17 protein-coding genes are annotated in these 23,973 nt (G+C 56.2%); 13 read left to right on the top strand and 4 right to left on the bottom strand.

Annotation, left to right across the window (positions count from 1 at the left end; all coding sequences use genetic code 11):
* Window position 1: 1 nt before the first annotated feature.
* Together HWX89_RS03750 and HWX89_RS03745 are read left to right on the top strand one after the other, a co-directional pair.
* A complete protein-coding gene (locus HWX89_RS03750) occupies window positions 2-985 on the top strand; it encodes a DUF1839 family protein (protein ID WP_138795359.1) in 984 nt (327 codons plus the stop codon).
* A complete protein-coding gene (locus HWX89_RS03745; RefSeq protein ID WP_138795358.1) occupies window positions 982-3,438 on the top strand; it encodes a glycoside hydrolase family 2 protein in 2,457 nt (818 codons plus the stop codon). The genes HWX89_RS03750 and HWX89_RS03745 overlap by 4 nt, the downstream gene beginning before the upstream one ends.
* A 24-nt stretch (window positions 3,439-3,462) precedes the next feature.
* On the opposite strand, the gene HWX89_RS03740 is transcribed toward HWX89_RS03745, so the two are convergent.
* Entirely contained in the window at window positions 3,463-5,214 is a 1,752-nt protein-coding gene (locus HWX89_RS03740; RefSeq protein ID WP_138795357.1) for an alpha/beta hydrolase family protein, read from the bottom strand.
* Between the two features lie 261 nt (window positions 5,215-5,475).
* Between HWX89_RS03740 and HWX89_RS03735 the strand changes: the two genes are divergently transcribed.
* The 4 genes from HWX89_RS03735 to HWX89_RS03720 all read left to right on the top strand — a co-directional run bounded on the left by HWX89_RS03735 (window position 5,476) and on the right by HWX89_RS03720 (window position 11,670).
* Window positions 5,476-8,193, top strand: a complete 2,718-nt coding sequence (locus HWX89_RS03735) for an ABC transporter ATP-binding protein (protein ID WP_138795356.1) — start codon at window positions 5,476-5,478, stop codon at window positions 8,191-8,193.
* Between the two features lie 44 nt (window positions 8,194-8,237).
* Window positions 8,238-8,693: a cyclic nucleotide-binding domain-containing protein gene (locus tag HWX89_RS03730; RefSeq protein ID WP_138795355.1), complete on the top strand. Its 456-nt coding sequence runs from the start codon at window positions 8,238-8,240 to the stop codon at window positions 8,691-8,693.
* 185 nt (window positions 8,694-8,878) lie between these two features.
* Window positions 8,879-9,739 carry an MBL fold metallo-hydrolase gene (locus HWX89_RS03725; protein ID WP_138795354.1) on the top strand — a complete coding sequence of 287 codons (861 nt, stop codon included), beginning with the start codon at window positions 8,879-8,881 and terminating at the stop codon, window positions 9,737-9,739.
* A 236-nt stretch (window positions 9,740-9,975) separates the two neighbouring features.
* A complete protein-coding gene (locus HWX89_RS03720) occupies window positions 9,976-11,670 on the top strand; it encodes an adenylate/guanylate cyclase domain-containing protein (protein ID WP_138795353.1) in 1,695 nt (564 codons plus the stop codon).
* A 14-nt stretch (window positions 11,671-11,684) separates the two neighbouring features.
* Here the strand turns inward: HWX89_RS03720 and HWX89_RS03715 are convergent, their stop codons facing one another.
* Entirely contained in the window at window positions 11,685-12,167 is a 483-nt protein-coding gene (locus HWX89_RS03715) for a class I SAM-dependent methyltransferase (RefSeq protein WP_138795352.1), read from the bottom strand.
* Window positions 12,168-12,201: 34 nt separating this feature from the next.
* Window positions 12,202-13,542 (bottom strand): nucleotide sugar dehydrogenase, encoded by a 1,341-nt coding sequence (locus HWX89_RS03710; protein WP_178340612.1) that lies wholly within the window; start codon window positions 13,540-13,542, stop codon window positions 12,202-12,204.
* Window positions 13,543-13,669: 127 nt separating this feature from the next.
* On the opposite strand from HWX89_RS03710, the gene HWX89_RS03705 reads away from it, so the two are divergent.
* Together HWX89_RS03705 and HWX89_RS03700 are read left to right on the top strand one after the other, a co-directional pair.
* A complete protein-coding gene (locus HWX89_RS03705; protein WP_138795351.1) occupies window positions 13,670-14,767 on the top strand; it encodes a glycosyltransferase family 4 protein in 1,098 nt (365 codons plus the stop codon).
* Window positions 14,764-15,507 carry a polysaccharide deacetylase family protein gene (locus tag HWX89_RS03700; protein WP_138795350.1) on the top strand — a complete coding sequence of 248 codons (744 nt, stop codon included), beginning with the start codon at window positions 14,764-14,766 and terminating at the stop codon, window positions 15,505-15,507. Before HWX89_RS03705 ends, HWX89_RS03700 begins: the two co-directional genes overlap by 4 nt.
* Here the strand turns inward: HWX89_RS03700 and HWX89_RS03695 are convergent.
* Window positions 15,499-16,461 carry a glycosyltransferase family 32 protein gene (locus HWX89_RS03695; protein ID WP_138795349.1) on the bottom strand — a complete coding sequence of 321 codons (963 nt, stop codon included), beginning with the start codon at window positions 16,459-16,461 and terminating at the stop codon, window positions 15,499-15,501. The genes HWX89_RS03700 and HWX89_RS03695 overlap by 9 nt on opposite strands.
* A gap of 212 nt (window positions 16,462-16,673) precedes the next feature.
* Here HWX89_RS03695 and HWX89_RS03690 point away from each other — a divergent pair, with 212 nt between their 5' ends.
* The 5 genes from HWX89_RS03690 to HWX89_RS03670 all read left to right on the top strand — a co-directional run bounded on the left by HWX89_RS03690 (window position 16,674) and on the right by HWX89_RS03670 (window position 23,932).
* On the top strand, window positions 16,674-18,569 hold the full coding sequence (locus HWX89_RS03690; RefSeq protein WP_138795348.1) for an ABC transporter ATP-binding protein: 1,896 nt from the start codon (window positions 16,674-16,676) through the stop codon (window positions 18,567-18,569).
* Window positions 18,566-20,467 (top strand): ABC transporter substrate-binding protein, encoded by a 1,902-nt coding sequence (locus tag HWX89_RS03685; protein ID WP_138795347.1) that lies wholly within the window; start codon window positions 18,566-18,568, stop codon window positions 20,465-20,467. Before HWX89_RS03690 ends, HWX89_RS03685 begins: the two co-directional genes overlap by 4 nt.
* A 1-nt stretch (window position 20,468) precedes the next feature.
* On the top strand, window positions 20,469-21,467 hold the full coding sequence (locus HWX89_RS03680) for an ABC transporter permease (protein WP_138795346.1): 999 nt from the start codon (window positions 20,469-20,471) through the stop codon (window positions 21,465-21,467).
* Window positions 21,464-22,651, top strand: coding sequence for an ABC transporter permease (locus tag HWX89_RS03675; protein WP_138795345.1), 1,188 nt, complete (start codon window positions 21,464-21,466; stop codon window positions 22,649-22,651). The genes HWX89_RS03680 and HWX89_RS03675 overlap by 4 nt, the downstream gene beginning before the upstream one ends.
* Before the next feature lie 72 nt (window positions 22,652-22,723).
* Window positions 22,724-23,932, top strand: a complete 1,209-nt coding sequence (locus tag HWX89_RS03670; RefSeq protein ID WP_138795344.1) for a glycosyltransferase family protein — start codon at window positions 22,724-22,726, stop codon at window positions 23,930-23,932.
* Window positions 23,933-23,973 lie beyond the last annotated feature (41 nt).

The raw sequence follows: 23,973 nt of genomic DNA, 5'->3' as shown, positions 1-23,973 counted from the left end.
GATGAAGCAGATATTTCCTGGCCTCGATCCTCAGAACTATGCGCAGCATCCCCTGCATTCCTCAGAGAGAATGTGGCCGGAAACCAATTGCTACGTCGATTTGTGGATCGAAGTGCTGGCGTCCCGAGGCCTGCCTCCGGAAGCCATGCTCGGCTTCACGCTGGCTCAGGATTTCGAAGGCGACCAGTTCACCTTTTTCAAGGTGCCGCTGGAAGACCTCGAAGCACTATACGACATCCGCGCCACCGAACTGGCGATCTTCGATCAGGTGGAAAACCACGTCGAGGCACAGCTTCAGCGCGGCCGCATCTGCCTCATCGAAATGGACAGTTTCTACATGCCTGATACCCATGGTGTGGGCTATCAAAAAGAGCATGGCAAAACGACTATCGCCATCAATCGGCTCGACAGAGACAAGCGCGAGCTGGACTATTTCCACAATGCCGGTTTTTTCCATCTGGCAGGTGACGACTTCGACGGTCTGTTCCAGCACCATCTGCAGGAAACCGACCCGCCTTTCCTGCCCTATACGGAATTCGCGAAATTCCCCGACAGCAACAATTCTGAAACGCATATCCGCAAGACGGCTGCGCGCCTGCTGAAACTGCATTTCTCCAGGCGTCCATCCGCCAATCCGGTCAGGGCGTTCTCGGCCGTATTTCCGGCTCAGGTGGAAAAAGTGGCAGACAGACCCTTCGGCTTTTTTCACAAATATGCTTTCAACACGTTACGACAGCTCGGCGCAAATTTCGAGCTGGCGGCAAGCCACCTGGAATGGCTGGATAGGGATGGCTTGCAAGAGGCGTCGCAACACGCTTTGCGCATATCGGAGGTCGCCAAGACCGTTCAGTTCCAGCTGGCGCGGGCTGTCACGCGCCGCAAATTCGATGCGCTTGCAACTGTTCTCGATCCCGCCGCAGATGCATGGGATGCTTTGATGCAGGCCCTCGACAAGAAACTGTCCGATGCCAGCGAGGCCGCGTGAGAGTGAGCCTTCCGGGAGAGACGGCGACCCTGTTGAGCGAAGGCTGGACGCTGACGCTGACATCAGCGGATGCCTATGATCTCCCGTCGGACATTCCGGCACACCTTGAAAGCCTGCCCGCCGACGTTCCGGGCACCGTGGCGCAGGCACTGGAGATCTCAGGCGAGTTCGATCGCTTTGCCCCAGAAGCCCTGAACGACAAAGACGCATGGTATCGCCTGACCCTGATTTCGGAGGTTAAGGGACGCGCGATATTGCGTTTCGATGGACTGGCGACCGTCACTGAGGTCTTTTTCAACGGCACATTGGTCGCCGCATCCCAGAGCATGTTCGAGGTTCTGGAAATTCCGGTTGAGTTGACGGGAGCGGACGAGCTGGCGATGTGTTTCCGGGCCTTATCCCCAAGGCTCGAGAAGACCGGCCCCCGCGCCAGATGGCGCCCCCAGATGATGAATTCACAGGGTTTGCGGCTGATCCGCACAACGGCACTCGGTTACATGCCGGGCTGGTGCCCTGAAATTCATGCAGCCGGCCCCTGGCGTCCTGTCAGCCTCACAAGGCAACCGCAAATCCATTACTCCATTCGTTCTTCTCTGGACGAAGCAGGAACCGGAACGCTCAGCATCGCTCTGGAAACGGATAGCGACGTATCGTTGGCGCGTTTGATATGCGGCGAGCACGCAGTCGACCTGAATACCGATGCAATTGGCAGGCTTTCCGGCGAGCTTACGATACCAGAGGTCACGCCATGGTGGCCACACACACATGGCGAACCGACCCTCCATGAGATCGCTTTGGAACTGGACGGCAAGCGCATCAGCCTTGGAACGACAGGCTTTCGACGGATTAACATCGACCACGGCAAAGATGGCAATGGTTTCGGACTGCGGATCAACGGAGAACCTGTGTTCTGCCGCGGTGCCGTCTGGACGACAGCCGATATCGTCCGGCTGCCCGGCGGGCGCGCGGATTACGAACCATGGCTCAAACGGGCTCTGGACGCCGGTATGAACATGATCCGCATTGGCGGTACCATGGCCTATGAGACCGCGGAGTTTTTTACACTTTGCGACGAACTCGGCATCATGGTCTGGCAGGATGCCATGCTTGCGAACTTCGACTATCCGGCCAAGGATGATGCGTTTCGCGAGCACCTAACGACCGAGATATCGCAGCTTCTTGACGCTACCGCATTATCGCCTTCGCTCACCGTCTTTTGCGGTGGCAGCGAGATGTATCAGCAGGGAGCGATGCTGGGCCTTCCCGAGCAAATCTGGAAAGGTCCATTGACGGAAGTGGTCCTTCCCGACCTTTTGAAAACAAAACGCCCTGACATCGCTTACGTGGCGAATTCACCGTCGGGCGGCGCGTTGCCATTTTTTCCCAATTCTGGCGTCGGCCATTATTACGGTGTCGGAGCCTATTGCCGCCCCCTCGACGATGCGCGCCGTGCTGATGTTCGTTTTGCCGCCGAGTGCCTGGCCTTTGCCAATATTCCCGAGCAGGAAACACTGGACCGCCATCTTGCCGTTCAGGCTGTGCATGATCCGCGATGGAAAGCCCGAACACCGCGTGACCGGGGTGCCTCATGGGACTTCGAGGATGTGCGCGATCACTACCTGAAACTCCTTTACGACGTCGAACCGGATGTCTTGCGCCGCGAAGACAGCGGCCGCTACATGGACATGTCGCGCGCTGCAATTGCCGAAGTCATGGAAGCAACCTTTGCGGAATGGCGTCGTCCGGATTCCCATTGCCAAGGCGCCCTGGTCTGGACTTTCCAGGATATCCTGCCCGGCGCAGGCTGGGGATTGATCGATGCCACGGGCCGACCAAAATCCGTTTGGTACGGGTTGAAACGTGCCTTCCGTCGGCTGCAGGTGACGCTGTCAGATGAAGGCACAAATGGCCTGGACGTCAATATCGTCAACGAAACCGCCCAAACAACTCAAGTCATGCTGGAATTGACTTGCCTGCGGGATGGCACGCAACCGGTCGTGCATGCCAAGCGGGCAATCGATCTTGCGCCTCGCCAGAGTCTCGTTGTCCCGGCAACAGACCTGTTCGGAGCGTTTTTCGACACAACCTATGCCTATCGCTTCGGCCCTCCTTCCCATGATGTGACGCTCGCGCGGCTACGCGACACGACAAGCGGACATGTGGTGACAGATGCGTTTCATTTTCCACTTGGACGGAAAAGAGCACTGCACCCCGCATCAATACAGATCACCAAAAACAACATAGGCGGAACTTGGTGGCTTGAGATCGAAACCGATCATCTGGCGCAGTCGGTCCATATCGCTGCGGAAGGCTATAGCCCCTCCGACAACTGGTTCCATCTGGCTCCGGGTGAAGCAAAGCGGATCGAACTTCGTCCAAACGTCGATGCCGATGCTGCCGAACCAACTGGCGAAATCATGTCGCTCGGCTCAAGTCGCCGCTTTTCCTTCTAGAGCATTTCCGGCAGAAGCAACCGGTCAGGGTTGAGATGCAAGACGCGTCACGGTCTCAAGGTAGACCGCGCGGGCTTGAGGCGTGGACAGATTATGGTCGGCATCGGGAATGATCGTCACCGACGCATTCGCATAGGCACCCAGCCCCCGTCCATCGGAATCGAAGTAGTAACGGAAGTGTTCGAGCCCGTCGTCATTGTCGCTATAGAGCAGCGTGACGATCGTGCCCTTTGCTCGCAATGTTTCGAAAGCCCGATAAACCGCCCGACCTTCCTCACTTTTGGCTCGAAAAAGGCGTGCGGTTTTTGTCGAAAGCTTTTTCGCCGTCGCTTTGATGATGTTCAGCACAGCACTTACAACGTCGACATCGCCGCTGAACAGGCGCTTGAACGTCGCCCCTTGCAAAAAGCGCTGGCGATATTCGCCGAAAGAGCGCGGACGTTTGTGTAGCGCCTCATCGACGGAGCGGCCTTTCAGCCAATGGAAAACAACCGGATTGACCGCGACGACAGCGCGGATGCGATCATCGGCAAGGGCACCGTTAAAGGCCAGATAGGCACCGCTGCAGCGCCCGGCGGCGACGATCGGACCAGCGATCTGCGCCGACAGAAAATCGAGAGCCGCGACGACATCGTCGTTCTGTCTGACGTCGTAAAGCACCTGTTCTGGAACGCCCTCAACCGGTGGACTGTCGGCGATGTTCGCGGCATCAAACCGCAAGGAAGCAACGCCATTTCTCGCGAGTTCGCGTGCCATCGTTACCGAAAGTCTGCCCCACCCCGCATGTCTGTCATAGGCAGCCCCCAGAAAAAGGACCGCAGACGATGCGCTCGCGTCAGCGGGTTTGCAGAAGACACCGAACAGACGTCCGTTCTCACCAAACTGGACAGGTTTTTCGATAAATCCATGTCCTCTCTGACCCGCGTTGGCGAGCTGTTCCCCGGCATATCCGGCACCATCACTCGTTTGCGCCTGCGACAGTGTCCAGTCCACGATGCGGCTGACGACACTGTCCGGAATCTTTGACAAGGTCGGACTGGAAACCAGATCGTCATAGCCTGTGAATTCGTCTTCTTGCACGTCGCCAGCAAGCGTTTGCAAATGGCGTGCGAAATCGGCATCCGTCACGCGCCCTGGCCGCGTCAGAACGAGCAGCCGCCCGGCAGGAACAACAGTCGGGCTGGAAAGATTGGTCTTCTTGATCCTCTCTGCAACGACGGCAGGCATCTCCATGCTGGCGATGGAACCGGGTGTCGCCAACCGTTGCTCGGGACGAAGGCCCAGACCGTCATCGATCATCGACGACCACATCGCAGTTTCACGCAGATAGGCACGCCCTGAAACGACAGGAGCAAGTAGAGCCATTCCACTTACGCTCGTCTCATCCGCAAAAGCCTGCATGGCAATCAGGCAGCCAAGCCCCTGCGCAACAATGACAACGCTTGAGACACCCGAAATCTCGCGGAGACAATTGAGAGCAGATCTGGCGTTGGCGGACCAATCGGCGTCCTTGCCCACATCTTGAGGATCGAGCGCATCACCCGCGCCATGGTAGTCGAACCGCAGGCTCGCAATGCCGACAGCACCAAGCCGCTCGGCAATGACCCGCTGGAATTTGCGGCTGCAGAGTTCTTCCATACCCCAGGGGCTGACGAAGAGAACCGCAGTATTTTTTTGGGTATCACCCAAGGCTGGATGAAAAATGCCGACACAACCATCAAAAGAAACTGGCTGCGCTTTCATACCGCCTGTTCGCTCTGAAATATTTATCGTCATTGGGCCTGCCACTTTTTGCGCCGATGCCTGGCTCAACCATACACGTTTACAGATACATCAAAGGTCTTAACACCAGTTCTACGACAACGACATCCTCGAAGGCACAAGCGTCGCTATTTTGCTCGAAACCCCCTCGAGATGCTGATAAATAGCAACTTGCATACTATCTGTAGGAGGGACCTTCGTTGTCTGGCAAACCAGTGCCGGAGCGTTGCGGGAACTAAACGACGGGTTTCACCCGAAAAATCATAGAAGTCTTTTATGGAACAAAGCCTTACGCGTTACATCTGGACGCACACGAAGCGGCATCAGCTCTTCATTCTGATGATCGTCGCTCTTTCGATGATTCCTTATTTTCTTGCCTTTGACCTTCCCAAGCAGATCGTCAACGGCCCGATTCAGGGTGACGGCTTCGAAGGCGCGAACGCGACTCAGCCGTTCATGAACATCACCGTCGACTTGCCCTATTGGGGTACGGTCACGCTGTTCGACGGACTTGAGCTCGACCGCATGTCCATGCTGATGGCCTTGAGCCTGACGTTTCTCGCGCTCGTCATCGTCAACGGACTCTTCAAATATTACATCAACACCTACAAGGGTCGGCTCGGCGAACGCCTGCTGCGTCGTATCCGCTACGAGCTGATCGACAAGATTCTTCGCTTCCCACCCAGCCATTTCAAACGCGTCAAAGGCGCTGAAATCTCGAGCATGGTGAAGGATGAGGTTGAGCCTTTGGGCGGCTTCACCGGCGATGCCTTTGTCCAGCCAGCCCTGCTGGGCGGACAGGCTCTGTCTGCGCTTTTCTTTATTCTTGTACAGAATTTCTGGCTGGGCCTGATTGCCGCTTTCATGGCCGCGATTCAGGTCGGCATTATTCCCAAGATGCGGCGCCGGCTTATCGAACTGGGGCGCCAGCGTCAGCTCAGCGCTCGTCAACTGGCCGGCCGTATCGGCGAAATGGTCGACGGTATTGGCACCATCCATGCCTATGATACGTCGAACTACGAGAGAGCCGACGCATCCCACCGGCTCGGCGATATCTTCAAAATCCGCTACGATCTCTACCAGTGGAAGTTCCTGGTCAAATTCATCAACAACTTCCTGGCACAGCTCACGCCGTTCTTCTTTTACGCCTTGGGCGGATACCTGACGCTGAAAGGCAGTCTGGACGTCGGCCAGCTCGTGGCCGTGATCAATGCCTACAAGGAATTGCCGGGACCATTGAAGGAACTGATCGACTGGGACCAGTCGCGTCAGGACGTTCAGGTCAAATACGAACAGGTGTTCGAGCAGTTCAACGCGCCCAACATGATTGATGAAAAGGTGCAGAAACTCTCTGCCGTGTCGACCACGGCACTCACCGCCCCGATCGTCATCACCAACCTGACGCTGGAAGATGACAGCGGCAGCAGACTGCTTGAGCAGGCCTCGTTGAAAATCGAACCGGGAGAAGTGATCGCGATCGTCGGTGGCTCCGGCGGGGAGGCACTTGCGGACGCCGTTGGACGTACTCTGTGGCCAGCAAGCGGCAAGATCACCATTGATGATGTCGACATCCTGGAGTTGCCGGAAGCCGTCACCGGCCGCCGGATTTCCTATGTCTCGTCGGACAGCTATTTCTTCCACGCCAGCCTCGCGGACAACCTTCTCTATGGCCTGAAGCATTCGTTGATCGCCGACAAGGTGTATCAGGGTGCGGAACTGGAACACCGAAAGTGGGAAATCCGCGAAGCCAAGATGGCCGGCAATCCGTCGGTCGATATCAACGGCAACTGGATCGACTACGCGTCCAGTCCCGCCGGTGACGACAAGCCGGAAAATCTTTCAAAGGCAGTGCTGGCGGTTCTCGATGCGGTGGATCTGTCGCAGGATGTCCTGGAGTTCGCTTTGCGCTCGTCCATCGACCCGCTGCATGACCTGAATCTGGCGGCACGTATCGTGGAACTTCGCCACATCCTGCGCTCCGAACTTGAAAAGGAAAATCTGAGCGGTCTTATAGCGCCTTTCGAGCTCAATAGTTACAACAACGAAGCAACTGTGGGCGAGAACCTGCTGTTCGGTACAATGCGGGATTCGTCGCAGACGATCCGGACAGTCATTGAGAGCGATTACTTCCGGACGCTGATGCGCGAAACCGGCCTTGTCGAGACATTGTTCGACATGGGTCACACGATTGCTGAAAACATTGTCGAAATCTTCTCCGACCTGCCGGGCGACCACCCGTTCTTCCAGCAGCTCACCTTTATGACGCCGGATGATCTGCCAATCTACCAGCAGATGTTGCAGCGCCTTCAGGGAAAACATTTCGCCGACGCCAATGAAAGTGAAAAGCGTGCAATGTTGCGCTTGAGCTTCTTCTATGTCGAACCGAGACAACGTTTCGGTCTGTTGACGCAGGAGATCATGGACCGGATCATCGAGGTCAGGCACATGTTCCATGCCAACCTGCCAGATGAACTTAAAAACATCATCGAGATCTACGATCCGTCCAAATACATGAGCGCCACCAGCCTCATGGACAATATCCTGCTCGGCAAGATCAGTTACCGATATTCGGATGCATCGAGACGCATCACCAAGATCGTCGCCGATGTCATGCGCAAACGTGGCGTCTACGAACGCGTTCTGGCCGTTGGTCTGGATTTCAACCTTGGTTCCGGCGGCAAAAGACTTGGGCCCCTGCAACGTCAGAAGCTTAACCTTGCTCGGGCGCTGATGCGCAAATCAGACTACTACATCTTCAATCGCCCGCTTCCAGGTCTCGATCATCGACTGCAGGAGGAAATTGTCGAGAGAGTCATCACATTCCTGAAACAGAACAACAATAACCCGTCCATCGTCTGGGTTCTGTCTAACGCTACACTCTCACGAATGTTCGATCGCGTTATCGTTGTACACCAGGGTTCTATAACTGCTGATGGAAGTTACGAGACTCTTGCGCAAGAAAACGGTACATTCAAGGAAATGGTCGCAACATAAAGTTAAGAGACGTGACCGAGGTGGAACGAAATCAGGATAAAGCGATGCTGTTTAAAGACGAAATACAAATGCTGAAACGAGTGCCATTCTTTTCGGAGATGGAACCGTCAAAGCTTAAACTTCTGGCTTTTGCATCGGATCGCGTATCCTACCACAGTGGTGATGTTCTATTCCGGCAGGGTGATGTGGGCGACGCCGCCTATGTGCTTCTGACCGGTAAAGTCGATGTGCTCATCGATTCTCCTGCCGGCCCCATCAAGCTGACGGAAATGACCGGAAACGCAATCGTTGGCGAAATCGCCATCCTCTGTGACAGCGTCAGAACGGCAACGGTACGGGCGTCGACCAATGTCGAAGCTCTGCGTATCGGCAAGGAACAGTTTTTCAAGCTGATGTCGGACTTCCCCGATATCACCATCAAGGTCATGCGCGTCCTTGCCGAGCGGCTTACGCAAACCACGGCGGAACTGAGCAAAGCGCGCACCATGGCGAAAACATAAGTGGCAATTCCTTGCTACCGTCACGCGCGATCTTGAAAAAACAGACGTCGCGCCATTGCAATATACATGAAATGCTGGATGAATAGTGAGACGTCTGCTGTGGGGCAGCAGACATAGGTAATGCGTTTACAACGAGCCTCCAGGGAGGAAAGCTTGCAAGGCTCCGTTGTGGTTTGGGGTGTATCATGGTGTTCGGTTCCGACGTAGCGGGTCGGGAAAATGATGAGAATTTTCGGATAAAGATCTGGGGAGCGCGAGGAACACTCCCCGTTTCAGGTGAGGATTTCCGGAAATATGGAGGCAATACGATCTGCATCGAGGTTCGATGCGGAAATCATGTGCTTTTGTTCGATGCAGGGTCCGGACTTCTGCCAGCCGGCCTGGCGCTGCGTGCGGAAGGTGTGACGGACGTCAACCTGTTCTTCTCACACTGCCATTACGACCACATTGTCGGCTTCCCCTATTTCAAGCCCTTCTACAACAGCGCCAATGATGTGAAGATTTGGTCCGGCCATCTGGCTGGCACGAAAACCACGCGCGAAATGCTCAAGGAATTCATGAGCCCACCGTGGTTTCCCGTTCCGCTGGAAATCTGTTGCGCCAGAATTGCGACCCGGGACTTTCTCCCTGGCGATGCCCTGGTCGTGCGCCCTGGCCTCTCCATTCGCACCGGAATGCTCAATCATCCAGGCAATGCGGTTGGCTACCGTATCGATTGGGCAGGTAAATCGCTTGCGATCATAACGGACACCGAACATGAGCCGGGTACCTTTGACGAGACGGTGCTTGATCTCATCAAGGACGTCGACCTCTTCCTGTATGACGCCATGTTCACGGACGAAGAGATGGGCCTCTATAAGGGCTATGGCCATTCCTCATGGCAGCAGGCAATCCGCCTCGCCAAGCTTGCCAATGCAAAGAGCGTCGGGTTCATCCATCATTCGCCAACACGCAGCGACGAAGAACTCGATGACATCGAAAAACAGGCGAAAGAGCAGTTCGACGGTGCATTTGCGGCGATGGATCATCAGATCATCGAACTCTGACGGAAAATTTCGCTCCATCGACCTGGCCGTCTCCATCCTTCGGAACAATCCGTGATACGAACACGTACAAGTGACAATAAGTGTGTGTTCCATTCCACGATGTTGCCGCAAGCCATTGCGCAATAACGCAGAAGAACAGTTCGTCGCGATGACGGGTGCTTACGCAATGAATGATGGGGGAACCGCGAGATTGGAACAGGCAACGTCACACCGACAGACCGCATAAAGGGATTTCCATGATCCGCTTCGTGCCGGAAACCGCGCTCAGACATGCCCGGATAGGCTCTGGCCTTGTCATGTTCGCGTTTGTCTGCAGCCATCTTTCAAATCACGCTCTTGCGCTCGTCTCACTGGAAACCGCAGAAAAAGGGCGCAAATGGTTCAGCCTGCTCTGGCTGAATCCAGCAAGCAGCATTCTGCTTTACGGCGCGCTTCTCGTTCATTTGGTACTCGTCCTTCGCTCCATTTATCTGCGCCGGACCTTGCGGATGCCTCTGCGTGAAGCATTGCAGACTGGTCTTGGGTTGCTAATTCCCTTCCTCATCATCGGTCATGCCGTAAACATCCGTTTTTCCAGAATACTTTACGGCGTCGATCTCGGTTATCCAGACATCATTCGCAGACTGTGGGTCGAAAATCCCGGCGCTGGTGCATGGCAGAGTTTTGCGCTGCTGGTGATTTGGACACATGGCTGTATCGGCGTATTTTTCTGGCTGCGCTATCGGGACTGGTACCCAAGATTTTCAGGTTTCTTCCTGACCTTTGCTGTCATGCTCCCGATCCTCGCCCTCTTGGGTTTTGCTGATGCGGGGAGACTGCTTGAAGAGGAGAGCGCCAGGCTGAGCCTGCCGCCGGGGCTTGCCGAATACAGCCAGCATCCGGAATATCAACGCTCGCCAAGCCAGATGGAAAATCACATCAAATCCATCACGACAGGTGCACAGGCGCTCTTCGCATCAGCGGTTGCACTTGTGATTGCAATGCGTGGCCTGCGCGCGTGGCGGCAGCGAACCGGCGCCATCGAAATCCGTTATGAGCATGGCGCGCAGGTGCGTGTACCTGCTGGACTGAGCATTCTGGAAGCAAGCCGTATTGGCGGTATTCCGCACTACTCCGTTTGCGGAGGAAAAGGACGTTGCTCGACCTGTCGGGTCAGAATTCTCGATAGCAAGGGGCCTTTGCCGCCTGTTGGCGACATCGAAAAGAACACGTTACGGCGCATTCATGCCGATTCCGATGTACGGCTTGGCTGTCAGTTGCGCCCGACCGACAATCTCAGTGTCGCGCTCCTTGTATCTCACAATCAGCAAAGCGATCTCCCACCCGATACGCAGACGACACGGCCAGGCCGGGAAGAGGAGATCGCGGTTCTGTTTTGCGACATCCGCAATTTCACCTCGCTATCGGAAGCGAAGCTCCCTTACGACGTCGTCTTTCTGCTGAACCGCTACTTCACGATCGTCGGGCAGGCTGTCGAACAGGCAGGCGGACGCCTGGATAAATTCATCGGCGATGGCGCCATGGCGCTTTTTGGTGTCGAGGGAAAAACCGAAGATGCCTGCCGCAATGCGATGAAAGCAGCCGCCACGATTTTACGGGAACTGTCGCTTCTGAACGAGGGATTGGAAAGACAGTTTTCCGTAAGGCTGGAAGTGGTCATCGGCATTCATTCAGGCCCGACCATTGTTGGCGTCATGGGCTATGGTTCAGCAAAAACCCTCACCGCCATTGGCGACACCGTCAATGTGGCAAGTCGGCTGGAATCGAAAGCCAAGGAGCTTGGTGTGGCAATTGTGGTCTCTGAACCAGCCATTATTCAGGCCGGTCAGGACATCGCCGATCTGCGCAACGAAAAGATCGCTATCCGTGGCAGAAACTCGCAACTGAAGGTCTTCCTCTTGTCAAAGGAAGAGAGCGAGCGGTTCCTGTAAAACCGCCGCACCTATCAGATCTTGCGGTAGATAAAATAACGGTCGGTGGGCACGCTGTCCGGCACCGGAAGCAGTTCAAGGGCCGGATGCTTGAGTGGCAGGCCACTGATGGCGATGCCGCCCATACCCAGCATGCCAGCCGCAAGCTGAGGAAGCCAGGTTAGGGTTATCGCGTCTTTTTCGGGATATCCCGTACCAATATCGGCATGCACTAGCGCAGCCTCCGAGCCGATATAGGCGGGAGCGGTTTCCGATATCTCGCCAATCACCATGTCCTCCGCCACCGGAACGGACGAAGCATGGGCGCCCATCGCCCTGTCGAAAGCGATGATACGACGCTCCGGGAAAAGTTCGCGCAGGTGATTGAACGTCCGCCCATTGCCAAGACCAACCTCCATGATCGCCCCGTTGCGTGGCAATTCGAGGTCGTCACGCACGTGGTTGAGAATATCCCGCTGTGCGGTCAAACGGCGAATGAAACTGTCGAGTCTGCTCATGCGATATCCAATGGAACGAGAAATGGGAGGACTATCAGGCCTTGAGGATATGTTTTGCGGCGATGCCCCGCCTTGCAAAGACGTTTCGGGTATCGATGATCAGTGGCGACCACTCCACGAGGGTCGCATAGTCCACGTCGTCGTGATCGGTCGCGATAAGCACGGCATCGAAGGCACCGATGACTTCCTTGCGCCACGCGACCGACTGCATGCCCATCAAGGCGCTGTATTCGCGCGTTTTCGGGATTTCAGCCACGTAGGGATCGTAATAGAACGGTTCGCCGCCACGCTCATGGATCAGCTCGATCAGCTTCAGAGACGGGCTTTCGCGAATGTCAGGCACGTTCTTCTTGTAGGCCAGTCCAAGCACCAGCACTTTGGAACGGCTCAATGCCTTGCCGGCATGAATATCCAGCGCCTCCGCAACGCGACCGATCACATGCCGGGGCATGCCGGTGTTGATTTCGCCCGCCAGTTCGATGAAACGCGTCGGCAATTCATACTCACGCGATTTCCAGGTGAGGTAGAAAGGATCGATCGGAATACAGTGACCGCCGAGACCGGGGCCCGGATAAAAAGGCATATAACCGAAAGGTTTGGTCTTGGCCGCATCGATCACCTCCCAGATGTCGATGCCCATTGCCTCGTAGACCACCTTCAGTTCGTTGACGAGCGCGATGTTGACCGCTCGGAAAACGTTCTCGGTAATTTTCACCGCTTCAGCCGTCGCCGTCGTTGACACGGGAACGACTTTTTTCACAACCGCACCGTAGAATGCCGTCATCAGCGTCCCCGCCGCTTCACCATCGCCGGCAACGACCTTCGGGATCGTCGATGTTTCAAAATCCCGATTGCCGGGGTCCTCGCGTTCCGGCGAAAAACCTATGAAGAAGTCGACGCCGGCCGTCAGCCCGGATGTCTCAAGTATGGTTTTCACCACTCCATCGGTCGTACCGGGATAAGTGGTTGATTCCAGCACGATAAGCTGTCCCACACGAAGATGCGCAGCGATGTCACGGCAGGTTTTTTCGACGTAGGAGAGATCCGGTTCACGATATTTCGTCAGCGGCGTCGGCACACAGATGGCGATCACATCGCAATCAGCCAACTTCGAAAAATCGGATGTTGCAACAAATCCATCGTCTTGGCGCACCTCTTCCAGAACATCGTCCGAGACCGCCTCGATGTAGCTTCGACCTGCGTCGATCGCGATGATTTTACTGGGGTCGATATCGAACCCGGTGACCTTGTAGCCCGCCTTGGCGATTGTTATCGCCAGCGGCAGGCCGACATAGCCAAGTCCGATCACGCCTGCTCTGGCGCGCTTGGTTTCAATCGTAGTGAGCAAATTCTGGAAGGAGACCGAGGAAGTCAAAGCGTGTTACGCTCCGCGCATTGCAAAAAGATGCCTTTCAGTTGGGCAAGAATGGACAAGCTGTCAAGGCTCGCGGCCCTCAAATTACGGTTGACGCAGTGACAGCGGCCGACGCAAAACCATGCAGATGAAAATCGCTTTTTATTCGCCGCTGAAATCTCCCAATCACCCTGTCCCTTCCGGAGACCGGTTGATGGCGCGCCTTTTGATGAAAGCAATGGCGATGGGCGGCCACGAGGTTTGTGTCGTTTCGGAGCTGCGCAGCTTCAACAAGCACCCCGATGCCCTCAATCGAGCGGAGATAAATGCTGCGGCAGAACGTGAAGTGGCGCGGATTTCCGGAGTGTGGAAAAACGAAGGAAAACCCGATCTCTGGTTTTGCTATCATCCCTATTACAAGGCGCCCGATCTCTTGGGACCGACGCTTTGCAGGGAATTCGATGTTGCATACGTCACGGCCGAAGCGTCTTATGCTCCCAAGCGCAATGCGATGGGATGGCAGGACATACAGGATGGACTTCTGTCCGCATTGGCAGATGCTGCCGTCAACATCTGCTTTACCGCACGGGATCAGGACGGGCTCTTGCGGGCGTCACCGGCCGTTCACACCGCAATGTTACTTCCCTTCATCGAAACCGGCGCCTTCCGTGATAACGAGCCAACGCCCGTAAAGGGAAAACTGATTGCAGTCGCAATGATGCGAGCGGGTGACAAGCTCAACAGCTATCAAGCGCTTGCCAATGCGCTCGTGATGTTGCCGAACGATCTGGAATGGACACTCGACATTGTCGGAGACGGACCTGAACGCGAACAGGTGGAGGCCATGTTCCGACCCTTCGACGCTCGGCGGCTCGTATGGCGCGGCGAAAAATCCTCCACCGAAATACCCACCCTTCTCTCCAAGGCATCGGTCTATGTCTGGCCGGGACATGGTGAGGCTTACGGGCTTGCCTATCTCGAGGCGCAAGCAGCAGGTCTTCCGGTTATCGCAGAGCAGACGGCCGGGGTGCCGGAGGTGGTAAAATCTGGAATGACCGGACGATTGACGCCCGCAGGCGATACCGGCGCCTACGCAAAAGCGATTGAGTCCCTGCTGACCGATGAGACAAGTCGTCGGATTTTGGCCGACGGCGCTCGCCGCTTTGTCATGGAGGAACGATCGCTGGAGAAAGCTGCCGAACGATTAAACGACATTCTTTCGCAAACGAAGGCGCAGAAATCATGAGTGTGGAAAAGCTTGTTGCTGCCCTGGACGCATGCGCGAAGCGTGGTGTCACAGCCGATCTCTGGCTGAGAGATGACGACGCGGTCGAACCTACGGCAAATCTCGATCGATTGCTCTGTCTCTCCGAAGATTTTTCGGTGCCAATGACCCTCGCTGTCATTCCGGTTGCCACGTCGGAGAAGCTGTCGACCTATCTCGATGGTGCACCTCTTGCGACTGTCGCCGTGCATGGCTGGTCCCATACCAATTATGCGACAAAGGAGGAAAAGAAGCAGGAGTTGGGGCGCCATCGGGAAACGGCCGTCGTTGTCACGGAGCTACAGTCCGGACTGCGAAAACTACGCGATCTGCATGGTGAACGTTTCACGCCGATGCTCGTCCCACCCTGGAACCGCATCGATGCCGGTGTCGTCAGCGAACTACCGCAAATCGGATATCGCGCCCTTTCCGTGTTTGGACCGGAAAAGGCGACAGAACCGCAATCTCTGAACACACACGTCGATGTCATGGACTGGCATGGCACGCGCGGCGGACGCGACCACGACACCCTGTTCGCGGAAACAGCCACTCGGATAACAACAACAATGGAAGATGGTGGGACGACAGGTATCCTCACCCATCATCTGGTGCACGACGAAAACGTCTGGCGATTTTTGACTGTGCTCCTGGAAGTCACGACAGATCATCCGGCATGCCGTTGGCGTTCGTCCGCCGATCTTATCGAAACGCCTTCACCATGATTTCCAGGCAATCAGCAATCCACCATCCTCGTCCTGAAGGCCGGCCCTGACAGCTTCTACCTCGTCAAACGGCGCACGATCGGCCATGGATGCGGCAACGAAATCTGCTGGTGCCAGGCTGATACTTCCTGCCCGGGCGATAATCGTGAAGATCAATGGTCCCGTCGCCCACCAGGCCGGAGCACGCGGCATATCCCTGACAATGCCTGGAAAGGCATCGAGAAGCTTGCGAAAGACAGGATGCCCGGCAGGTGCCGCAATAAATGAATTGGCCAGTAGAACGCTGCCTTTTCCAGTCTCGCGTGGTGTTTTTTCATCGAAAGCCATAAGCCCGATCATCGGCAAAACGGCATCGAAGCTCAAATCATCGCGCGCCGGATACCAGTCGCAATCGAGATAGATACCGCCAAAACGGTCCAGCAGCTTGTAACGAGCGACATCGACGGCACCGGGATAGTCACGTTTGTCCAACATGGTCTTGAAGGTCGCGTCGGCAAAAACACCTTCCCGCTCCAACCCGTCCTCGCGCCATAAAAAATATTCATAACCGTTCGCCCGCGCATGAGCCTCCCATGCGACGGTCGATACCGGTGGAGGTTTATCGCCGATCCATATTTGATGGATAATTTTGGGCACCGGCTGCCGACTTTTTTCCGCGACGGTGCGACGCTCCTCGACTGAGAACTGCGCGTATTTTGCGAGCGTCGAAGGGGGCGGTACCAGTGTGTACTGATAGCCGATCTTGGCAATCCTGTCGCCCTCGGCCTTGGCAAGGCGCAGACGGGCAGCATGCAACCTTCGCGGAAGCCCAAGCACGGTCGGCTCACCCATCAGGTGCCCATCCTCAACCGCAACGAGTGAAGACAGGATCGCATGCGCCTCGGCATACTTGCCATTGCCCTGCAACTGTCGGGCCTTATCCAGCAATGTGTCGTAATATTTCTTGTCCGACATTTAACCCTGTCCCGAAACACTGACTCACATATCGCCAAACCGAAGCCGCCAGGCAAGTCGCCGATTTAAGAAGCCGGCTTCGAATTCGCAGCATATACAGGCGTTTCAAGGGCATAGACAGACACAAAGCCCTACGATAACGTGACGTTAGAGCCTTGGATGAACTTCGTCGCAAGGCAATACTCAAGAAGACGACAGGGAACCTTTTTGGCATGAGCGCAGGCGCGGATTTGCTCCGCATCGAAAACTTGCAGGTGTCGTTTTCTCTCATGGGAGGAACCATCAATGCGGTAAGGGGCGCCAGCCTCCGCATTCTGCCGGGCAAGGTAACGGCGCTCGTCGGCGAATCCGGTTCCGGCAAGTCCGTGATCGGCCAGACCATCATGGGTATCCAGGCCAAAACCGCACGCGTGACGGGTCGCGTCCTGTTTTCCGATCCGGCCCTTCCAGCTCAGGCGCCAGTCGATCTGCTGCAACTGCCGAAAGACGGCAGGGAAATCCGCGCCATACGTGGTAACCGCATCGGCCTGATCTTTCAGGAACCGATGACATCGTTTTCAGCGCTGCACACAATCGGTAACCAGATCGATGAAGCGCTTAGAATTCACAGTGTCCTGACGCCAGCGCATCGTCTCGAAAAAATGCACGAGACGCTCGATCTCGTCGGTTTTTCCAATCCGGCCAAGATCTGCAACATGTATCCGTTCGAGCTTTCAGGAGGCATGCGTCAGCGCGCCATGATCGCGATGGCGCTGATCTGCCGCCCTGCCCTATTGATCGCAGACGAACCGACGACGGCTCTGGATGTGACCATCCAGGCCCAGATCTTGAAATTGTTGCGCGATCTGCAGAGCCGACTGAACATGGGCATGCTGCTCATCACCCATGATCTCGGCGTTGTCGCCAACATCGCCGACGAAGTTGCCGTCATTTACCAGGGCGAGATCATGGAGGCTGGTCCCGTCGACGACATCTTCAGAGCTCCCAGCCACCCCTATCTCAAGGGGTTGATGGCTGCCGTGCCGCATTTCGACATGAAACCCGGCCAGAGGCTGAAAGCACTTCGTGAAATCACGGTCGATCACGAAAGCCTGGTCGGCAAGAAAAAAGTCGCTCAGAGCGACAAAGCACCCGATACGATTCTGACGGTCGACAACATCAGCAAGACCTTCACGACGCGCAAATCCAGCTGGTTCCGCAGTGGCAAGGCTAACGCCACCAAGGCGGTCAATAGCGTCAGTTTCGAGATTCGCCGGGGCGAATGTCTCGGCCTCGTTGGAGAGAGCGGCAGCGGCAAAACCACTGTCAGCAAGATTCTCATGCGTGCCGTCCGACCGGACGAAGGTTCGGTAACGTTTCACAGCCGAGATGGCGACATCGACGTCCTGAATGCACAGGACGACGACCTCAAGCAGTTGCGCTCCAAAATCCAGATGGTGTTCCAGGACCCAATTTCGTCTCTGTCGCCGCGCATGACAGTGGGAAATATCCTGAGTGAACCTCTGGAAATCCATCGTCGCGGCGATGCGAAATATCGTGCGGAGAAGGTGCGTAATCTTCTCAAGGCCATCGGCCTTGGCGAAAGTGCCCTCAATCGTTATCCGCACAGCTTTTCAGGTGGCCAGCGCCAACGCATTGGCATTGCCAGAGCTCTGACACTCGGCCCTGAGCTTCTCATCTGCGACGAGCCGGTTTCCGCCCTCGATGTGTCGGTGCAGGCGCAAATTCTCAATCTGCTGAAGGATTTGCAGCAGGATCTCGGTTTGACCTATCTCTTCATCTCCCACAATCTGGCGGTCGTCGACTACATGGCGGACCGCGTCGCGGTCATGTGTGAAGGGCGCATCGTCGAACTCGCGCCACGGGAAATCTTGATGCGGTCGCCGGTCCACCCCTATACCAAATCTCTGCTGGCTGCGGTTCCGTTCCCCGATCTGGACCGCCCTCTCGACTTTCGCACCATCGGCAAGATCAGTGCGACGGGCAAATTCGATTGGGGCAAGCAGTTCCGCGATGAGGGCGAAGGAACGATGATCTCCGCAGATCTGGGTGAAGGCCATTTCGTGCTCGCCAACGGCAGCGCCGATATCCGAGAGTTGCGACCTTGATTACCCGCCGCACAACACTTGGCCTGCTGGCCTCCGTTTTTCTGCCGTTCACGGCACGGGCAGCTTATGTCGACCCTGGCTTTTTCAAAGAAAAAAGGGAGAAGGGCGAATTGCCGGATGTTTCCGAGCGTTTGCCGAAAAATCCCCGCATCATCAACATGAAAGAGCTTGGCCGTGAGCCGGGTAAGCATGGCGGTTCAGCACGAATGCTGATCGGCGGGCAGCGAGACATCCGTCTGATGCCGATCAACAGTTATGCACGTCTTGTCGGCTATGACGAGAACTTCAATTTCCAGCCGGATATTCTTGAGAGCTACGACATTCAGGAAGAGCGGATCTTCACGTTGAAACTGCGAGACGGCCATAAATGGTCGGACGGCAGTGACTTCACGACGGAGGATTTTCGTTATTTCTGGGAGGATGTTGCCCTCAACCGTGAAATCCACAAGGGTGGCCCACCGATCGAATTGCTTGTCTATGACAAGCCGCCTGTCATCGAAATCATTGATCGCCTGACCGTTCGTTACACCTGGGAAGGCCCTAACCCGGATTTCCTGGCGAAGCTTGCCGCCGCCTCCCCCGCGCGACTGTGTCTGCCGGCCGCCTACATGAAGCAATTCCACGTCAAATATCAGACGGCGGAAAATCTCGCGAAGCTCATCAAGAAAAACAAGACCGATGACTGGAGCGGATTGCACATCAAGATGTCGCGGCAGGTTCGTCCGGAAAACCCTGCATTGCCGACACTCGACGCATGGCGCAACATGACATCGCCACCGGCCGAACAATTCGTGTTTGAGCGAAACCCCTATTATCATCGTGTCGATGAAAATGGCCTGCAACTGCCCTATCTCGATCGTTTCCTTCTGAACGTGACGTCATCAGACATCATTTCGGCAAAAACGGCATCTGGAGACAGCGACATCCAGTTCCTTGGCCTCGATTTCACTGACTACACCTTTTTGAAGGATGCCGAAGAGCGCTTCCCCTTGAAGGTCAATCTCTACAAACGATCGCAGGGTTCGCGCATAGCTTTGTTGCCGAACCTGACCTGTGGCGATGCGGTCTGGCGAGAGGCGTTCCGCGATGTCCGCATACGCCGCGCCTTGTCGCTGGCGATCAACCGGCACGAAATCAACATGGTTTGCTTTTACGGCCTGGCGACCGAGAGCGCCGATACCGTGCTGCCTGAAAGTCCGCTCTATCGTCCGGAATTCGCCAAAGCCTGGAGCGAATTCGATCCCGCACACGCCAACCGTCTGCTGGATGAAGCGGGCCTCGACAAACGAGACAGCAGTGGCATGCGGCTCCTTCCAGACGGCCGGCCGGCCCACATCATCGCTGAAACCGCGGGTGAAAGCACTCTCGAGACCGATGTGATGGAGCTCGTCACCGATCACTGGCGGCACGTCGGCATCTCGCTTTCGGTGCGCCCGACCCAGCGCGACGTTTTCCGTAAACGTGCCATGGGTGGCGAGGTCATGATGTCCGTCTGGATGGGCATGGACAACGGGGTGCCAAACGCCGACATGTTGCCCTCTGGCCTTGCGCCGACGGGCGACGACCAGTTGCAATGGCCCGTATGGGGCGTGCATTATCTGTCCGGTGGACGAGAAGGCACGGCCCCCGATCTGCCTGAGGCCGCTCAATTGCTGGCGATGTTGAAGGAGTGGCGACGCACGGTATCCGACGAGGACCGCAAGCGCATCTGGCTTGAGATGCTGGAGCTTTATTCACAGCAGGTTTTCTCGATCGGCCTCGTCAACGGAGCGCTCCAACCGGTCGTTCACGTCACGCGCATGCGTAATGTGCCGGAGAAAGCACTGTTCGGTTACGAGCCGACGTCCTATCTCGGCGTCTATATGCCGGATGCCTTCTGGTACGACGGAGACGCTTGATATGTTGCGGTACATTCTCAAGCGCATCCTCGTGATGATCCCCACCCTGATCCTGATCTCGATGCTGGTCTTCACCATCATCGAGTTGCCTCCAGGGGATTATTTCGAAAGTTATGTCGCCGAAATGCGCGCCATGGGCGAGACGGCCAACATGGCGGAAATCGAGGAACTGCGTGTCCGTTACGGTTTCGACCAACCTGCGCCCATTCGTTATCTCCGATGGGTCAGTGGCATGCTGGTCGGCGATTTTGGCTATTCTTTCGAATATCAGCTTCCGGTCAACGAAGTCGTGGGCGACCGCCTGTGGCTGACGGTTCTGGTGTCCTTTGTCACCATTATCGTTACATGGCTGATCGCGTTCCCGATCGGCATCTACTCCGCTACCCACAAATATAGCTGGGGCGATTACGGGCTGACGTTTTTGGGGTTGCTGGGCATCGCCATTCCCAACTTCATGCTGGCGCTGATCCTAATGTATTTCGCCAACATATGGTTCGGCATTTCCATCGGCCATCTGATGGATCGTGAATATCTCAATCAGGCGATGAGCTGGGCCAAGTTCAAATCAATCCTTGAACATCTGTGGATTCCCGTCCTGATCATTGGAACGGCGGGAACGGCCGGCATGATCCGGCGCCTGCGCGCCAATCTGCTTGACGAGTTGCAGAAACAATATGTCGTCACCGCACGCGCCAAGGGGCTTCACCCTTTCAAGGTCCTGATCAAGTACCCGCTCCGCATGGCTTTGAACTTCTTCATCTCAGACATCGGCTCGATCCTGCCGGCCATTATCTCCGGTGCGGAAATCACCGCCGTCGTTTTGTCGCTGGAAACCACCGGTCCGATGCTCATCAGAGCGTTGCAGAGCCAGGATATGTATCTTGCCGGCTCGTTCCTGATGTTCCTGGCTTTCCTGACGGTGATCGGCGTTCTTGTCTCCGACATCGCGCTTGCCATACTTGACCCGAGAATCCGCTTCGGAGGCGATAACGTCAAATGACTTCACCCGCCCCGACTCCCATTCCCAAGCCCGGCGAACCGCTTCCGCACTATGTGTCGGCGGCGCCATTTGATCCTTATAGTGTCGAGCCTGCGACGTCGGGGCTGGCGGCCTTCGGAAAGGCATCGCAGTTTCGCCTGATGTGGTGGCAGTTCCGCCAGCACAAGATCGCCGTATGGTCCGGCGCGTTTCTGGCTGTCCTTTATCTCTCGATCCTGATCTGCGAGTTTCTGGCACCCTATAACCTGCACTCGCGCAACATCGACCACATCTACGCCCCGCCACAGCGCGTCCATTTCTTCAATGACGGCAAGTTTGTTGGACCGTTCGTCTACGGCCGGGAAATGACGCTCGACATGGAAAACCTGCGGCGCGTCTATCGGGACGTCCCGACTGATGTTCAGCCGCTGCGGTTCTTCTGCCAGGGCGATACCTATCGCTTCTGGGGATTGTTCGATGGCAACAGACACCTCGTCTGCCCGGCAGAAGGCGGCGAAATGTTCCTGCTCGGCACCGACAGGCTTGGTCGCGACGTCCTTTCGCGCATCATCTATGGCGCACGTATTTCGCTGACCATTGGCCTTTTGGGCGTCGCCATGAGCTTCGTTCTCGGGATTGTGATCGGTGGATTGGCCGGATATCGCGGCGGTACGTTCGATCTCATCGTGCAACGCCTTATCGAAGTGCTGCAGTCGATCCCCAGCATACCGCTCTGGCTGGCATTGGCGGCGATCATGCCCGTCACCTGGAGCCCGATTCTCGTCTATCTCGGCATTACCATCATCCTCGGCATGCTGGACTGGACCGGGCTGGCACGCGCGGTGCGCTCGAAATTGCTGGCGCTTCGCGAAGAAGACTATGTTTTAGCAGCACAATTGATGGGTGCGGGAACGACGCGCATCATTGGGCGGCACCTGATACCAGGCTTCATGTCGCACCTCATCGCGTCGGCCACGCTGACGATACCTGGCATGATTCTTGGCGAAACCGCACTCAGCTTCCTTGGCCTGGGCCTGCGCCCGCCGATCACAAGTTGGGGAATTCTACTCACGGAGGCGCGCAGCGTCAGCGTGATTGCGCTATATCCGTGGCTTCTCATTCCGACGATCCCGGTCGTTCTCGTCATTCTGGCCTTTAATTTCTTCGGTGACGGACTACGTGATGCCGCGGACCCTTTCAGATAAAATGGAACACGCCTTGATAGACTGCCCTTCCGCCATCGCCTTTTCCGTGAAAGGCACCAAGAGGTGTGGCCCATGACCTCCCGCCTGAATGATGCGCGCATCCTGATGTACAGCCACGACTCTTTCGGGCTCGGACACCTTAGACGGTGTCGTACGATCGCCCATGCGTTGGTGGAGGATTATCGCGGCCTCAACGTTCTTATCATTTCGGGTGCAACGATCGCCGGCGCCTTCGACTATCGCGCTCGCGTCGATTTTGTAAAAATCCCGAGCGTCATCAAGCTGCGCAACGGCGAATACACATCCATGGATCGACACATCGATCTTCAGGAAACCCTGAAGATGCGCCGTTCGATCATCTACCACACAGCCGAAAGCTTTAAGCCGGATATCTTCATCGTCGACAAGGAGCCGATGGGCCTTCGTGGCGAAGTCGAGGAGACACTGGCCTATCTGAAGCAGCAGGGAACCAAGCTCGTCATCGGTTTGCGTGACGTCATGGATGCGCCGCAGCTTCTTGAGGCCGAATGGAAACGCAATGACGTGATGAACAAGATCGGTCATTTCTACGATCACGTCTGGGTTTACGGACCACCGGATTTCCACGACCCACTGACTGGGCTCGATGTTCCACAGACCGTGCGCAGCAAGATGGATTTCGTCGGTTTTCTGCAACGCTCCAGAACACAGGCGGAAACCGTCTCGCATAAACCGGATGGCGATTATCTTCTCATCACGACAGGCGGCGGCGGTGATGGCAGCGAGCTGATCGACGACGTGATCAATGCCTATCACCACGACAAGGATCTGACCCACAAGGCACTTGTGGTGCTCGGTCCCTATATGCCGGTTGATCAGCGCCAGCGTTTCGTCAGCCTCGTCGCAGATATTCCGCATATCGAAATCATTGAATTCGATAACCGCATGGAAGACTTGGTTGCAGGTGCTCAGGCCGTCGTATCGATGGGGGGCTACAACACGGTCTGCGAAATCTTGTCGTTCGACAAGCCGGCTCTGGTCGTGCCGAGAACCATCCCGCGCGAGGAACAGTTGATCCGTGCCAGCCGCGCGTCGGAACTCGGGCTTTTCGACATGCTTTTGCCGGAAGACGCCGAAAATCCGGGAAAGATGGCTGCGGCTCTCAAAGCGTTGCCCTATCGTAATCCGCCTTCCGTCAATTCGCAGAACCTCAAGCTCGACGGCCTCGAAAACATTTCGAAGCGCATTGCCGAATGGCTGCACCCGGAAAGCGAAAAGACGCCGGCTGTCCAGACGGCATGACCGACCGGTTCGATGCGTCGACCTGAAAGAGACACGATCAA

Source organism: Rhizobium sp. RM, assembly GCF_013390595.1.
Lineage (GTDB): Bacteria > Pseudomonadota > Alphaproteobacteria > Rhizobiales > Rhizobiaceae > Agrobacterium.
Note: the sequence above shows the minus strand (reverse complement) of the source record. Positions and strands in the feature narration are given on the sequence as shown.